Genomic DNA, 16,657 nt, shown 5'->3' on the forward strand with positions numbered 1-16,657 from the left:
CGTGCACTGTGCGGCGATCCCCCGCAGGCCGCATCCGGGCGGCGCCGTACGGCGGCGCGGGGCGGAATGCGTAGGGTACGGACCTCGGCGGGCGTCGCCCCGGCGGGCACGTTAGCGTCAGGACGTACGGCCACACAGGGGCTGAGGAACGGAGTACCGGGGTGACGCGCAGCGTCTACGTCACGGGGATCGGCCGCGGCGACGGCCGCCAGGTGGTCGAGCTGGGGGTGATGGAGCTGCTGACCCGGCAGGTGGACCGGGTCGGGATCTACCGGCCGATGGTGCACGACACCCCCGACCGGATCTTCGAGCTGCTGCGCAGCCGCTACCGGCTCGTCCAGGACCCGTCGACGGTGTACGGCATGGGGTACGAGGAGGCCGCCGCGCTCCAGGCCGAGCAGGGCCAGGACGCGCTGACGGCCCGGCTGGTCGAGGGCTATCTGCGGGTCGCCGAGGAGTACGAGACGGTACTGATCCTCGGCTCGGACTTCGCCGGCACCAATCTGCCGGCCGAGCTGGGGGTCAACGCCCGGCTGGCCAACGAGTGCGGCGCCTCGGTGCTGCCGGTGATCGGCGGCCGGGCGCAGAGCGCCGAGTCGGTCGTCGCCGAGGTGCGCAACGCGCATCACGCCTACACCAACCTGGGCTGCGACGTGATCGCGATGATCGCCAACCGGGTGGAGCCGGCCGAGGCCGCCGAGGCCGCCGAGCGGCTGCGGCGCACACCGGGCGTACCGGTGTACGTATTGCCCGACGAGCCCGCGCTGTCCGCTCCGACGGTCGCGCAGATCGCCGAGACGCTGGGCGCCGAGGTGCTGCTCGGCGATGACGCGGGGCTGTCCAGGGACGCGCTGGACTTCGTGTTCGGCGGGGCGATGCTGCCGACGTTCCTGCCGAAGCTGACGCCCGGCTGCGTGGTGGTCACGCCGGGCGACCGGGCCGATCTGATCATCGGGTCGCTGGCCGCGCACTCGGCGGGCTCGCCGCCGATCGCCGGGGTGCTGCTGACCCTGGACGAGAAGCCCGGCGCCGACATCCTGGCGCTGGCCAACCGGCTCGCCCCCGGCACCCCGGTGCTCGCGGTCGCGACCGGCTCCTTCACCACCGCGACGGGCCTGTTCACGCTGGACGGCAAGCTCGGCGCGGGCACCCCGCGCAAGGCGGAGACCGCGCTCGGGCTCTTCGAGACCCACGTCGACACCGCCGAGCTGACCGAGCGTCTCTCGGTGGCCAGGTCCGCCCGGGTCACCCCGATGATGTTCGAGCACGCGCTGCTGGAGCGGGCGCGGGCCGACAAGCGGCGGATCGTGCTGCCCGAGGGCGCCGAGGAGCGCATCCTGCGGGCCGCGGAGGTGCTGCTGCGCCGGGGCGTGTGCGAGCTGACGCTGCTGGGCGACGAGGACGCGGTACGGAAGAAGGCCGGCGACCTCGGCATCGCGCTGGACGACCCGGGCCTGCGGATCGTCGACCCGCAGACCTCACCACTGCGGGACCGTTTCGCCGCGCTCTACGCGGAGCTGCGGGCGCACCGCGGGGTGAACTACGAGCTGGCCTACGACGTGGTCGCCGACGTGTCCTACTTCGGCACCCTGATGGTGCAGGAGGGCCTGGCCGACGGCATGGTGTCGGGCGCGGTGCACTCCACCGCGGCGACCATCCGGCCGGCCTTCGAGATCATCAAGACCAAGCCGGGCGCGGCCATCGTCTCGTCGGTCTTCTTCATGTGCCTGGCCGACAAGGTCCTGGTCTACGGCGACTGCGCCGTCAACCCCGACCCGGACGCGGAGCAGCTGGCCGACATCGCGATCCAGGCCGCCGCGACCGCGGCCCGCTTCGACGTGGAGCCGCGGATAGCAATGTTGTCGTACTCCACCGGCACCTCGGGCAGCGGCGCCGACGTCGACAAGGTACGGGCGGCCACCGAGCTGGTACGGCAGCGGCGCCCCGAGCTGCTGGTGGAGGGCCCGATCCAGTACGACGCCGCCGTGGCGCCGTCGGTGGCGGCCACCAAGATGCCGGGCTCGGCGGTGGCCGGGCAGGCCACCGTGCTGGTCTTCCCCGACCTGAACACCGGCAACAACACCTACAAGGCCGTCCAGCGCTCGGCCGGCGCGGTCGCGGTCGGGCCGGTGCTGCAGGGCCTGCGCAAGCCCGTGAACGACCTGTCGCGGGGCGCGCTGGTGCAGGACATCGTCAACACGGTCGCGATCACCGCGATCCAGGCGCAGCAGGGAGACTCCTCATGAGCGGGGCCACGCGGGTGCTGGTGCTCAACTCCGGCTCCTCGTCGGTGAAGTACCAGCTCATCGACATGGCGGGCGAGCAGCGGCTGGCCTCGGGGGTGGTGGAGCGGATCGGCGAGCCCGGCGGGGCCGCCGACCACGCGCAGGCGCTGCGCGAGGCGGCCGGCGACCTCAGGGGGCGCGGGCTCGGCCTGGACTCCCCCGAGCTGGCCGCGGTCGGCCACCGGGTGGTGCACGGCGGCACCCGCTTCACCGCGCCGACCCTGATCACCGACGAGGTGCTGGCCGGCATCGAGGAGCTGGTGCCGCTCGCGCCGCTGCACAACCCGGCGAACATCACCGGCATCGAGGTCGCCCGCGAGCTGCGCCCCGACCTGCCGCAGGTCGCGGTCTTCGACACCGCCTTCCACGCCACCCTCCCCGAGGCCGCGGCCCGCTACGCGATCGACACCGCGACAGCCGAGCGCTACGGCATCCGCCGCTACGGCTTCCACGGCACCTCGCACGCGTACGTCTCGCGGGCGACGGCCGCGCTGCTCGGCAAGGAGCCCGCCGAGGTCAACGTGATCGTGCTGCACCTGGGCAACGGCGCCTCGGCCTCGGCGGTGCGCGGCGGGGTGTGCGTGGACACCTCGATGGGCCTGACCCCGCTGGAGGGCCTGGTGATGGGCACCCGCTCGGGGGACCTGGACCCGGCGGTGGTCTTCCACCTGGAGCGGGTCGGCGGGATGAGCACCGACGAGATCGACTCGCTGCTGAACAAGAAGTCCGGGCTGCTGGGCCTGTGCGGCGACAACGACATGCGGGAGATCGGCCGCCGGATGGGCGAGGGCGACAAGGCGGCCCGGCTGGCCTTCGACGTCTACGTGCACCGGCTGCGCCGCTACATCGGGGCCTTCACGGCGGTGCTCGGCCGGGTCGACGCGATCACTTTCACCGCCGGCGTCGGCGAGAATTCGGCTGCCGTTCGTGAGGCGGCTTTGTCGGGTCTCGACAATCTGGGTGTCACGATGGATTCGGTGCGCAATGCCGTGCGCGGCAAGGCGCCCCGCCTGGTGTCGGCCCTGACGTCACGGGTGGCCGTGGCCGTGGTCCCCACCGACGAGGAGCTGGAGATCGCCCGTGAGACGTACGCACTGGCACACACCGAGAAGAGCCAGCACGATGGTTGACCGTCCCGGAGCAGCGCGACGCCCCAGGAATATTCCGCACCGGAACAAACCGATAGGATAGCGCCCATGCGCCGAGCCAAGATCGTCTGTACCCTGGGTCCCGCCGTTGACTCCTACGACCAGTTGAAGACACTGGTGGAGGCCGGCATGAACGTGGCCCGTCTGAATTTCAGCCACGGCAGCCACGCCGAGCACGAGGACCGCTATCAGCGGGTGCGCAAGGTGGCCGAGGAGACCGGCAGGGCCGTGGGCGTACTCGCCGACCTGCAGGGTCCCAAGATCCGTCTGGGCAAGTTCGCCGACGGCCCCGTGGAGCTGATCGCGGGGGACGAGTTCACCATCACCACCGAGGACGTCGCCGGTGACAGGACCGTCTGCGGGACGACGTACAAGGGCCTGCCCGGCGACGTCTCCCAGGGCGACCCGATCCTGATCAACGACGGCAATGTGGCGCTGCGCGTCATCGAGGTGGACGGCCCGCGGGTGCGGGCGCTGGTGGTCGAGGGCGGGGTCATCTCCGACCACAAGGGCATCAACCTGCCGGGCGCCGCAGTGAACGTCCCCGCGCTGTCCGACAAGGACATCGACGACCTGCGGTTCGCGCTGCGGATGGGCGTCGACATGGTGGCGCTGTCCTTCGTGCGCGACGCCAAGGACGTCCGCGACGTCCACCGGGTGATGGACGAGGAGGGCGTCAGGGTCCCCGTCATCGCCAAGGTGGAGAAGCCGCAGGCGGTGCGGAACATGGAGGACATCGTCGCGGCCTTCGACGCGGTGATGGTGGCCCGCGGCGACCTGGCGGTGGAATACCCGCTGGAGCAGGTGCCGGTGGTGCAGAAGCGGCTGGTCGAGCTGTGCCGCCGCAATGCCAAGCCGGTGATCGTTGCGACCCAGATGATGGAGTCGATGATCACCAACTCCCGGCCCACCCGCGCCGAGGCCTCCGACGTGGCCAACGCGATCCTGGACGGCGCCGACGCGGTGATGCTGTCCGCGGAGTCCTCGGTCGGCAAGTATCCGGTCGAGACGGTCAAGACGATGGGCCGGATCGTCGAGGCCGCCGAGGAGGAGCTGCTGTGCCGCGGCCTCCAGCCGCTGGCCCCCGGCAAGAAGCCCCGCACCCAGGGCGGCGCCGTCGCCCGCGCCGCCGCCGAGCTGGCCGACTTCCTGGACGCCAAGACGCTGGTGGCCTTCACCAAGTCCGGCGACACCGCCCGCCGGCTGGCCCGCTACCGCGTCCCCGAGCCCGTGGTGGCCTTCACCACCGACCCGGCGACCCGCAACCAGCTGGCGCTGACCTGGGGCGTCGAGGCCTTCGTGGTCGAGCACGTCGACACCACCGACGACATGGTCGGCATCGTGGACCGCGAGATGCTCAAGCTCTCCGACTACACCAACGGCGACACGGTCATCATCACCGCCGGCTCCCCTCCCGGCCTCCCCGGCACGACCAACCTCGTCCGCGTCCACCACCTGGGCGGCTGACGCCCGGTCCGGCCAGTGAGCGGTGCGCCGTGGCCCGTACTCCGAACGGAGGCACGGGCCACGGCGCACCGTCGCTCATCAGCGGGTGAGCTGGCAGATCTCGTGGACTTCGTCCCACTCGGGAAACCACTCGGCAGCGACCTCTTCGGTCAGGACGCCGCGCAGCCACGGCACGAAGGCCAGGTCGGAGTCGTACCAGTCCCCCCACCCGCGGCGGAAAGCAGAGACCGTCCAGCGGCCTTCACCGCGGTCGACCAGGAAGAGCTGATCGCCCTCCACCGTGTTGCCCCACAGCAGCATGCCGCCCTTGGTCGGCAGCACGGGGGCGGGCAGGCCCGACTGTGCCTCCATCTGGCGCCCCATGGAGTCAGCGTAGGACTCCAGGTAGTGGGCTCCCCAGATGTACAGGTAATCGTCGACGGCCACATCACCGTACGCCTTCGCGAACGCGAGGAATGCGGCGGGGAACTGCACACCCCACAGGCGCTGCAGGGCCTCCACCGGCTCGGCGTCGGCGCCGGGGGGCGCGCCGAGCAGCGGGATCAGGTCATCAATGGGGGACATGGTGCTTTCCGTTCCTCGGTTCTCATGCGCTGCTGAACGAATAACGATGCCGACCGGGCGCCCCGGTCGGCATCGTGGTCAGTCAGCCGGGTCAGCAGACCGTGCCGCCTGTCGGCACGTTGTAAACGACGCAGTGCTCGTTGACAGTACCCACCGCGGTGAACCACACCGTGGTGGGTCTGGGATCGCCGGGAATCCCGTAGTAGGGCCTGACTTCAACGAACTCGTGCCCCCCGTTCTTGATTGCGTTGAGTACCGGCTCCTCCGCGTAGGTGAACATGCTCTGGTTCGCCTGCTGAAACAGGGCAACGAAGTTGCGAGTGTCCGTGTTGGAGCCGCCGAAGGCGTATCCGATCAGGTGCCCACGGGACTTGTTGTCCCCCGGGAGGTCATCGAACCCGGGGAGGACGAAACCCAGCTTTGGTCGTTTGGCTTTCACGTGGTCGGACTGGTCGAGGTCGGCAAAGGCCCCGGAGGCGACACAGAAGTCTCCCTCCCGCTGCAGCGGGAGGTAGGTGATGTTTCCCTTGCCGTTCTGCTCGATACCGTTGTTGCAATTGGGCTTCCCAGCCTCCGCCTCGTCATCTGCCGTGGCCGTGGCGGTGTCGGTCGCGGCGACCGCGCTGGCCCCGGCGTGGCTGATCGCCGAAGTCGTGTCCTCGTTGGGGGTGGTACCGAGGATGGGGGCTGGGTTGGATCCACCGAGGTTCTGCTGGCCCGGCCGGGTCGGGACCCCGTTGGCACCGCAGTCTTGGGTGGCATAGCTGAGGAACTCCAATACTTCGTCTTCGCCCAGGCCGAGCAGCCCTCTACCGATCCCCTTCGCGGTGTCGCTGGCCAACCAGTCGGCGGTCGTCTTGGCGGCCATCACACCCGTCCCCGCCACTGCGGACCAGGCACCGGCCAGGCCCCAGTTGATCCCTCCGCCGGAAGATCCGGAGGATGCGGATGAGGGGGTGTGGCCGCCAGAAAAGGCGGAGTAGCCGCCGTATGAGAGCGAGTTGTGAGTCTGCGGGAGGCCACCGGGGGAATACGAACTGTGCACGGGGAACGGCGTATTCATGGCTGCGTTGTACTCGGATTCGAACTGGGACGTCTGCTGCGCGATCCGCTCGTTGAATGCTCGGTTTGAGGCGTCCCTCCGACTCTGAGCCGCCGCCACGTCACGGTTCATCTGGGCGATGTTCGCGGAGAAGTTCTTGGTGAAGGCGGCCAGCGACGCCTTCGCATTCGCTGCGGCTTGCGCCGCCTGGGCCTCCCACGCCCTCTCCTGCGCCTGGAGGTCATCGCTGGTGCAGGCATCGTGCCCGCTGGGGTCGCTGGCATCCAGCGGGTCGTCGTCGGCGTAGGCGTAGGGGTCGGCGGCAACGGCTGGCGACGGAGTATTGGAGACGGAGTCCGCACTCGTGAAGTCGCCGTTGGCCGGGTTGTACCAGCGTGCCGCGGCGTTGACGTTGCCGGTACTGGGGTCGGTCCACCCGCCCTGGAAACCGACGCTGGTCCGGTCTCCCGACCCCGCTGTCACCTGGCCGAAGGCGTCGTAGGCCACGGAACTGGTGAGCGTCGGTCCGGTACCGGTGAAAGTGCCGGTGACGTCCCCGTGGCTGTTCCGCAGCACGAACCGGGCATCGCCGCCGGTGGCGTCGGCGACGGATATCAGGTGGCCGTCGGCGTCCCGCTCGAACTCCTCGGTGCCGTCGCCGACCGCGTTGTTGGACGCGTCGCCGTAGGTGAAGGTGGCGTTCTGTCCAGAAGAGTGCGCGGTGGCGAGCCGACCCATGCCGTCATAGGTGTAACTGGTACCGGCACTGGTGCCCGTCTCCTCGTCATAGGCGTCGGAGGAGATGGTGGTGGTGGAACCCCCGGTCGTGATGCTGGCCGCGGTGCCGCGCGGGGTGTAGGTGTAGTTGCTGGTGGCGGACCCGCTCGTCACCGAGGTGAGCTGGTCGCGCGCGTTGTAGGTGGCGATGGCCGACCCGGCGCTGGTGCGGTTGCCGTCGGCGTCATAGCCATAGCCTGTGGTCGCGCCGCCGCTGGTCGACGAGGTCAGGCGCCCGGCGAAGTCGTAGTCGTAGACGCTGGAGCCCGTACCCACCCCGCCGACGACGTCCCTGGAGGTGGTCTGCCCATTGGCGTTGTATTCGTACGTTGTGGACGACTCGGTGGCACCCTGCGGGTTGGTCAGCAGGTCGGTCTTGACCCGGTGCGCGGCGTCGTAACCGTAAGTGCGGGTCGGGCCGCCAGCGCCATACGTGATGTTCTTTACCTGATGGACAGTGTTGTAGCCGATGCCGATCGTGGCCCCGGTCAGCGGGTCGGTCTCACTGTTGAGCTGCTGGTCGTCGTCGTAGCCGAACGCCGCGGTCCCGGTCGCGTCGGTGCGCGACTGGATCTGGCCGTTCTCGTCGTAGGAGTAGGAGGCGCTGCCGGACGGACCGGTCATACCCACGACCAGCCCGCGGTCGTCGTAGCTGAAGCCGTCGCTGCCAGCGGGGGTCGAGACGGAGGCGGGCCGACCTGCGGCGTCGTAACCGTAGCTGCGGGTGGCGGACACGCTTTCCGCGCCGGTTCCCGACTGCGTCTTCAGCAGACCATTGGCATCGTAGGTGTTGACCATGGCTACTCCACCAGGGCGGGTGACGGTCGTCGGCCGCCCGTTGGCGTCGTACACGTAGGTGGTGGTGCGGTCGGCCGCTGCGGTCTGCCCGGTGACGCTGGGGTCGGCCGTGCTCTCCAGCAGGCCGAGCGCGTTGTACGTGAAGATGGTGCTATTGCTGTTCGGGTCCTTGTAGCGAGTCTCGTGTCCGGCCGCGTCATAGCCGAATCCGGTGGTGATCGAGGTGGTCGCGGTGGCCGGCTGCGTCTGGCTGACCGTGCGGTTGAGCGCGTCGAAGGTGGCGGTGCCGGTGTGCTGCCGAGCGTCGGTCGACGAAACCATGTTGCCGTCGGCGTCGTAACCGCTGGAGATGGAGCTGATCACGGAGCCGTTGACATCGAGCTCCGAACTGCCGACCATCCGCTCGGCACGATCGTAGGTGTAGACGGCCGCGCTGCCGTCGGCAGCGGTGGACTTCACCACCTTGCCGGCCACGTCGTAGGCGTACTTGGTCGTGTTGCCGAGCGGGTCCTTTACCGTGGTCGGCTCGCCGAGGGCGTCGTAGCCCGTGGTGGTGGTGTTCTGGCGCGCATCGGTGACCGTGGTCGGGTCGCCCAAGGCGTCATACCCGTAGGTCGTGGTGAAGGCGGCAGGCTGCGGGACGCGTTCCAACTGGGTGGCGGTGATCTGCTGGCCGAGCGGGTTGTACGTCGCCTGGGTCTGCGCGCCGGCCGGGTCGGTAGTACTCAGAACCTCGCCGTCGGTGTCGTAGCCGACATGGGTGACGTAGCCGCCCGGCAAGGTCTCCTGGACCTGGTTGCCGAGTTGGTCGTAGACGTAGCTCGCCGTGTGGGTCAACGGGTCCTGCACGGTGAGCGGGCGGCCCATCCCGTTGTAGGAGTAGTACGTGGTCGGGGTGATCGGCGTGGAACTTCCGGGCGGGGTGTAGGCCGGCTGCGAGGACGCGAGGAGCTGGCTGTCAGGGTCGAAGGTGTCAGTGGAGATCCTGCCGTCCGCGTCGTCGGACTCGATCTGATCGCCGAAGGTGTTGTAGCCGACCATGGTGAACGGGACAACCTGTTGAGGGTCGGAGCCGTTCGACTCCGCAGCAACTCTCGGATAGGTGGTGGTGGTGAGCTGGCCAGCCTCGTCGTAGGTGTAGTTCGTCGTGTGATCGGCAGCGGTCGCACCGGCCGCATTGCCGCGTGGATCGGTCGTCGCGGTGGGCAGACCCCGCTCGTCGTAGGTTGTCGTGGTGACGAGTGGGGCTGAGCCGGCGGTGCCGCCGCCTGAGTGCAGTGCGGCGACCTCGGCGGCGGACAGCACCCGGTTGTAGACCTGCACCTTGCTGACGGAGCCGTTGAAACGATTGGCAGCGGCTGCGTTGCTCCAGCCGCGGCCGATGACCAACGGGCCGGTGGCGGCGAACGGAGTGGCGTCGGTCGCGGTGCCCTGCGCCGCTCCATTTACATAGAGGGTCATCTTGCCGGTCGGCGCGTCGTAGGTGCCGACCAGATGCGTCCAGGTGTTCAGCGCAGGCGCGGCCGTGGAATTGGCGCCGGCCGTGGCTGGCGCCGCCACGTCGGTGGTGGCCCGGTCGAAGGCCCAGCGGCCTGCGGTGGCGTTGTAGTCGAGGGAGAAGCCGGCCGCCTTGCTGCCCTGCTGGGAGACGACGGTCTGCCACGTGCCTGCCGGAGTTGCGGTGATCTTCGCCCAAGCGGAGACCGAGAAACTCTTGCCCGTGTCGGCCACCGGTCCCGCGGTGGTGATCTCACCGGCACCGGCGAAGACGGCCGAGCCGCCGTTGTCGGGCGACCAGCTCGTGGCGGAGTTGAGCTTGCCCGGGTTGCCCGCGCCGGAGAGGTCCGCGGCACCCGGGCTCTCGCCGTCGTTGAGCTTCCACCATCCGGCCGCGCCCAGAGCAATCGGCGACTGGTCGGCGGAGGTGCCCGATGTGTAGAGCTGGCCCACTTCGCCGTCGGACAGCAGCCGGGAGTAGAGCTGCACGTCCTTGATCTTGCCGGGGAAGAAGTTGACCGCCGCGCCCGCCAGCTTGCCGCGGCCGATAGCGACGCCAGAGGTGCTCGCAATCGGGGTATGGTCCACGACCAAGGCCGCGCACGTCTGGCAGACGCCGCTGACCTGGACGCCGTTGACCCAAAAGGTCATCCAGCCGAGCTCGGGCTCGTACTCTGCGACCAGATGGGTCCACACACCGGCGGTGGCCGGCGCAGTGGCGGTGGCGTTGTAGGTGGCAGACGGGCTCGCGGTGTCGCTGCTGGGCCGAACGAAGCCCCAGGTCTTCGTGGTGTGGTTGTACTCGATCTGGAAGGCGCTGTTCTGGCTGCCCTGCTGGCTGACCACCGTGAAGTCCTTGGTGGTGCTGGTGCTGTCCAGATAGGCCCACGCTGAAACGCTGAAGTCCTTCGTCGTGTCTACGACCGGTGTCCCACTAGTCAGGACCGAGCCCGAAGTGCCGTCGAAGTGGCTGCTATTGCCCCCGGGAGCCGACCAGCTCACGCCGCCGCTCGGGGTACCGGTGAAGCCGTTGCCGGACGAGTCGGCGGCGTTGACCGCCCCCTCGTTCAGCGGCCAGTAGCCGGTGGGCCCGCTGGCGTCGGTGCGGACCGATTGGGAGGTGGCGTTGCCGAACGTGTCGTAGCCGAAGCCGATCTGCCGGGTGTCGCCGCCGCTGCCGGTGAGCAATTGGGAGAGCACGTTGTTGTCCGGGTCGAAGGTGTTGACCGTTACCCGGTCGGCGCCGGACGGGTCGACGACGGTACGGGTTGTCCGCCCCGCCTCGTCGACGGTGTACCGGGTCTCCCGGGCGCAGACGCCTGCCTGCCAGACGTCGCACTCCCAGGTCATGTTGCCGGCCGCGTCGTAGTCGTACGCCTTGTCAGTCTGAGCGCTGGCCGTCCCGGCTGCGACCGTCTCGGACTGGAGCAGGTCGTCGTCGAAATAGCTGTACGTCGTCGTACGGCCCATGGCGTCGGTGACCGACGCGAGCCGGCCCGCCGGGTCGTAGGCCCGGGACTCTGTCACCAGGTCGGTAGCGTCGGACGGCGCGGTCGGGTCGCCGACCCAGTCTTTCAGCGTGGTGGTCGTCAGCTGCCCGATCGGCGAATAGCCATATGCGTACGTAACGCCGTCCGGGTCGCTCTCGGTGCTCTTGCGGCCAAAGACGTCGTAGGAGTAGGAGGTGACGAGCCCTGCCGGGTCGGTGACCGACTTGATCCGGTCGCTGTCGTCGTAGGCCATGATGGTGGTGCGGCCTGTGTCACCACCAGTGCTGTCCGAAACGCGCTGACTCGACGGCTTGCCGTCGACGTCGTAGCTGTGTTCTGTCGTCGGAGTGTGCACCTTGCCGGTGATGGCGTCGGTGGTGGCAGGCCCGGTCTGGTCAACGATGCGGTCGAGGGCATCGTAGGTGTACGTGGTGGAGACTCCGCCGTGGATCAGGCCGTAGTCGTCGAACGAAACGGGAAAAGAGTCTGAAGCGACAGTCTGGGATTCCAACCGGCCCTGGGCGTCGTAGCCGTAGTACGTCGTCTCGCCGGACGGCTCGATCCGCTCGGAGACCTCGCCGACGCCGTGCCCGTCCGAGTAGTGGTACCGGGTCGTCTGTCCGCGTGGGTCGGTGACCGTGGCGAGCAGGCCGAAGGTCTCCTGGTGCTGGTTTCCGCTGCCGTCTGCATATTTCTCATTGCCTGTGTAGTAGGTGTAACGCGTCGTGCGGCCCGCCGGGTAGTCGGCCGTGGGCGGGGTGGTCACCGAGGACAGCGCACCGAAGGGGGTGTATGTGTACGCGGTGCGGTAGGCACTATTCGCGGTGCCGGCAGAGCCGGCGCGGGCGTCGGCTGCGAAGGTCACCTTCCCGTTGAGAGGGTCCATCGGGTCTGCCGCGTTGATGTGATAAGAGAAGTAAGATGTCTGGCACGAATTTGCCTGACGGCAGGTCGTGGTCTCCAGCACATTGCCGTACTTGTCGTGCTGCCTAGTGGTGGTGTGCCCGTCGGGGTCGGTACTGGCGTCCTGGAAGCCCATCGAGTCGTAAGTGAACGTAGTCCGGTGGCCCATCACATCCGTGACGGCGGTGGTGCGATTTCCGTTGGTGGGGTCGTAACTGTAACTCTCGGTGGCCTGATTCGGGTCGGTGACCGTCTCGACCGTGGTGGGCGTGAGCGCGGTGGCGGAGCCCTTGGCCTGGTACAGGCCGAGGGCTGCCTCGACTCCGGTCTGGTCGATGTCGGTTTGGTAAATGCCGACCTGGCCGATCTCACCGTTGAAATAGCCCTGCGCGTTGGTCGGCGGCTTGGGCCAGGAGCCGGCGATATACCCGGCACCGACGGTGACGGTGCTCTGGCCAAGGACTTCTGCCTGACCCGCGATCGAAACGCCGGTGCGGGTGGCCTGGCTCTGTCCGTCCAGCCACAGTTTCTGGGTGGTGCCGGAAGCGGTCAGGACCACCAGGTGCCAATGACCGTCGTTCACCGTAGCCTTGGAGGCCATCGGGGAAATCTGCCCGTCCCAGAGCTCGCCGCGCAGCAGGCCGTCAGTCCCGACGTAGAGGGCGGGCGTGTACTTACCGGTGAGCGCGGTGCCTATCTGGCCGTTCTGGTAGGACAGAAGCACACCGCCGGCCTGCTTGGTGTTGAACCACAGGGCCACCGAGGCGCTTCCGGTGGTGTCGTCCAGCGCTCTCGGCGCCAGTGAGACGTAGGAGGAGGCGCCGTTGAAACCGGCGGCGCTGTCGCCGCCCGGCCCGAAGATGCCGGGCTCACCCAACGTGACGTCGTTATAGATGCCGTCGGTCGATCCGTCGTCGGGCTGGTCGATGCCGTACTGGTCGACGGACGTCAGACCAGACGCCTCGGTCATCGGATAGTCGTATGACGGACGAGTGCCTCGGACAGCACCGAGATAGTCGGCGTCGCTCCCGGTAGTGACCGGGTTGGAGAGGTGGTAGGTGCCGCCGTCCTGGTCGGTTACCGAGGTGGCCCGGTCAGTGACCGGGTCGTAGCCGACTGAGAAGGCGACCTTCCCGGATGGCAAGGTGGAACCGGCGAGTTCGCTGGCGGCGAGGGCCCCGGAGGTGTACTCCTGCTGCACTGCGGGCAACCCGAGCGGGTGCTGGAGGAAGAAGACGTCCTCGATCTGCCCGCTGAAGTAGCCCAGCGGGTTCGCGGCAGGCAGCGACGGCCAGGTACCGCCGAGTTGTCCGGCGCCGATCGTCGTGTAGGGCTCGCTGCTCGGAACCGCAATGGCGCTGCCAGTGCGGCTGGCCACCTGTCGACCGTCGAGGAAGAGGGTCTGGGCGGTGCGCGCCCCGGACAGGACAAGGAAGTGCCACTTACCGTCGTTGACGGCGGTGGGCGAAGCCATCGGTGTGGACTGACCGTCCCAGAACTCGGCGTGTACCTTGCCGTCGGCGCCGATATAGATCGATGGTGTGTAGTTGGCGGTGACCGTAGTGCCCGGTTTGCCGCTCTGCTGGGAGAACAGGGTGCCACCTGCCTGGGTGGTGTTGAACCACAGGCCCACCGCGAGGTTACTGCTGTTCGCCAGCAGCTTGTCCGGCAGTGCCAGATACGAACTGGTGCCGTTGAAGCGCGCTGAGGTGGTGGGTGTGCCGGGCAGTGCTCCGGACTGTCCAAAGGTGACGTTCGTCGGTACTGCGCTGGTCATCCCCTGATTCACGACCACGCTGTCGGCCGCGGCCGCGGCACCGGCGGCGTCGGTCAGACGCCAATAGTCGGTGGGGTTGGAGTCCTGGACCACGGAGGCGAAGTGCGAGCCGGATTGGGCGCCCGAGGTGTAGGTGTAGGCGGTGCACGCGGTGGACGAGCTGGACTCGTCGTCCGGCGGGCACACGGCCTTCAGACGGCCGGTGTCGTCGTAGCTGTAGGTCCAGGGATCGATCTTCGAAGGCGACGAGGGCGTGTAGGTCTGCACAGTGGTGATGTGCGGCACGTTCTTCGTGAGGCCACCGACGGTCATCTGCTGGACACCCCAGGAGAGTTCCAGAATGCCCGCCTCGGGGATTGCGTTGGTCGCACCGTTGTTGAAGCCGTTGTACTGGTCGACGGAGTAGCCCGCGGCGATCGGCTCCCACGCCTGGATAGTGCTGTTGTCCTGCAGGACGAGGTCTACGTTGTCCCACAAGAGATCGATTCCGTGGCCACCGCGATTGCCGAACTGGGTGATCCCGAAGTAGGCCTGTCCGGTCACCGGGTCGGTCGCCTGCTCGCTGAAGACGTAGAGCATGCCGGATTTGTCGGTGAGGCTGTAGCCCTGCGTGCCGTAACCCTTCGGGGGCCCCGAAAGCACGGTGGAGTCGCCCTGCGAGGGGCTGAAGGTGCCGTCGCCCTTGGCGCCGAACCGCTCCTGCCGCCCGTCGGCCAGAGTGACCACGACATTTCCGGTGCCGTCGGAGTCCGGGGTCGCACGCATGTCGAGCAGTGAGGACCAGCCGACGCCGAACGCCTTGAAGTTTCCTGGGTCGAGGCTGTTGTAGGTGCGCACGATCTGGGACTGCGGGCCGTCTGCGGGACCGGGCAGCGAGGCATCGGTGGCCTGCGTCGAGTAGTCGCCCACCTGCGGGTCGACACCCTTGACCGTGCTGTCGTACGGCGCCACTCCGAGGTGCGCGGTTACCAGCGGCTGCGGCGCGGCGGGTACGTAGAAGTAGTCGGGCGCCGACCAGAGCGAAGCGGCCTGACTGTCCGTGACCTGCACCGTCCAGTAGAAGGTGCCGCCATACGCGAGCTTGCCGGCCGGGACCGTCCAGTTCGGGGTCGTCAGGGAGCCGGAGCTCGCGAGCACGGTGGTCGAGCCGTTGACATACAGGTTGAAAGAGTAGCTGAGAGCGGTCCCCGGATAGTTGTCTGCGTCGTGCGCCGTGATACCAAGGATCGGAGTGAGGCTGTAGACCGCGCCATTGTTGCCAGGGTTGAAAGTGTCGACAGTGGGGGGATTGTTCACCACCGGCAAGCTGTAGCAGGTCTGTGCGACGCCGTATGCGGAGAAGAGTGTGCCGTTGTACGACATGTCCCAGCAGATCTGATACGTCTGGCCGACCGCGAGGGCGGGTATCGCCGCGGTAACGGTGACGGGATGGTTGGGAGCCACTGTCGAGGGCATGACGGCGGGGGTAGCGGCGGGCGTACTGAGCAGGGTGCGGGTGGTCCCGGAGATCGTGTAGAGCTGGTAGGAGAGCTTGTAGCCGTTCGTCGGCGTCCACGTGGCAGTACCCTCGTTCTGCACGGTCACCTGGCCCCAGCCGGGCTTATTGTTCCACGGCGACGCGTAGCTGACTTCGGAGTACGTGGCGCCCGCGCCGTTGGGCGTGAACTCTACGGCGATGTAAGGGTCGTTGGCATAGAACTCCTTAGCGCCCTGTGCAGTGTTCGGCGCGGTCAGCGCCAGGCCGTAGTTGGGCGCCCAGCCGTGCGCCCAGTTCATGGCCGTCTTGTTGCCGAGGTTGATGCCCTCCCACTGGCGGCCGTTCTGGCAGTCAGTGCCAGCTGCGAAGCTGGCGGTGCCGATCTGGGTCGCAGCGCCCGGACCGGGAAAACTGTTGATCTTGGTGGCGTCCCAGGCTGACTTGACCGGTGCGACGTTGACCGGCTGGACAGAGCAGTCGGTCAGCCCGACCTCCTGTCCTGAGTACTCGGTGTCAAGCCACAACGTGGCGTTGACGACGTAGTCGTTGGCGAACTGGGAGCCAAAGCCGCCGAACTGCAAGAATGTGTTGTAGTTGTGGCCTTGATACTGGCCGACGTACATTTGCCCGTTGCCGTTGAAGTTCTGGGTGACCCCGGATTCCACGTAGGTTGCCGCCGAACTGTTGCCCTGCCCGCTGGGGTTGGACGCGGGCAGCACCCGGTACGAGGTATCGACAGCGTACGTGTCAGTGCGTCCGGTCGCCTTCGCTCCGGATCCGTTGGGGGACACCTGGGTGGTCCGCCGCCACACACCGCCTACCTGCTGGTTGACCTGGTGGGTGTACATCCTGGCGGTGTAGGTGCCGTCGGCGTTCTTGAACACGACGGAGTCCGAGGAGTCGAGTGACGGCACTTCCACGCTTGTCTTGGAGTTATAGCCGCGGATCGGGCTCGGCACGGTCGTGGGGGCAGGCGCCCTGTGCACACGACTGCCGGAGTTGGTTGGGTGGTTCTGCCGCGCATACCAGCGGTACGGGCCGACACTGTCCTTGGCCCGGCCCTCGGAAGCGGCGCCGAGCCGCGATGCGGCCCTACTGCCGTCTGCGGCGGCCGAGACCTGGTGACCGAGTCCGGAGGCCGAACCCACCTGTTGGTGAGGGGCGTCCGGCATCTTCGGACTCGGGTGCGACAATGCCTCCGCTGCCTGCGTGCCCTGAACCGCGATGAGCGCTAAGACGACGACGTACATCGCGACTGAACGGACTTTCCCCCACGACCGACGCGCTGATGACACGGCTGACCCCGCCCCCAAGAATGACGAATCCCCTCAGGATCCGCAGCAGTGCGGTTATAACAGCGGCAGGGAGACTTCGTACATGCGTCTGAATGAGATCAGTAATGCTTAAGTTCGGACACTTCGTACACTCCTGT

Annotated in this window: 5 protein-coding genes; 3 read left to right on the forward strand and 2 right to left on the reverse strand. The window is 68.0% G+C overall.

Going from position 1 to position 16,657, the window contains the following annotated elements; all coding sequences use genetic code 11:
- Positions 1-161 precede the first annotated feature (161 nt).
- The 3 genes from pta to pyk all read left to right on the forward strand — a co-directional run bounded on the left by pta (position 162) and on the right by pyk (position 4,900).
- A complete protein-coding gene (pta, locus tag OHA86_RS10860; RefSeq protein ID WP_329174518.1) occupies positions 162-2,246 on the forward strand; it encodes a phosphate acetyltransferase in 2,085 nt (694 codons plus the stop codon).
- The gene (locus OHA86_RS10865) at positions 2,243-3,415 is read left to right on the forward strand and encodes an acetate kinase (RefSeq protein ID WP_329174520.1); all 1,173 of its coding nucleotides are present in this window, start codon (positions 2,243-2,245) and stop codon (positions 3,413-3,415) included. The genes pta and OHA86_RS10865 overlap by 4 nt, the downstream gene beginning before the upstream one ends.
- Before the next feature lie 66 nt (positions 3,416-3,481).
- Positions 3,482-4,900 (forward strand): pyruvate kinase, encoded by a 1,419-nt coding sequence (gene pyk / locus OHA86_RS10870; protein ID WP_329174522.1) that lies wholly within the window; start codon positions 3,482-3,484, stop codon positions 4,898-4,900.
- Positions 4,901-4,978: 78 nt separating this feature from the next.
- On the opposite strand, the gene OHA86_RS10875 is transcribed toward pyk, so the two are convergent.
- Positions 4,979-5,464 (reverse strand): hypothetical protein, encoded by a 486-nt coding sequence (locus OHA86_RS10875; RefSeq protein ID WP_329174524.1) that lies wholly within the window; start codon positions 5,462-5,464, stop codon positions 4,979-4,981.
- Positions 5,465-5,555: 91 nt separating this feature from the next.
- On the reverse strand, positions 5,556-16,475 hold the full coding sequence (locus OHA86_RS10880; protein WP_329174526.1) for a LamG-like jellyroll fold domain-containing protein: 10,920 nt from the start codon (positions 16,473-16,475) through the stop codon (positions 5,556-5,558).
- Positions 16,476-16,657: the final 182 nt, after the last annotated feature.

The sequence above is a fragment of the Streptomyces sp. NBC_01477 genome (assembly GCF_036227245.1).
GTDB lineage: Bacteria > Actinomycetota > Actinomycetes > Streptomycetales > Streptomycetaceae > Actinacidiphila.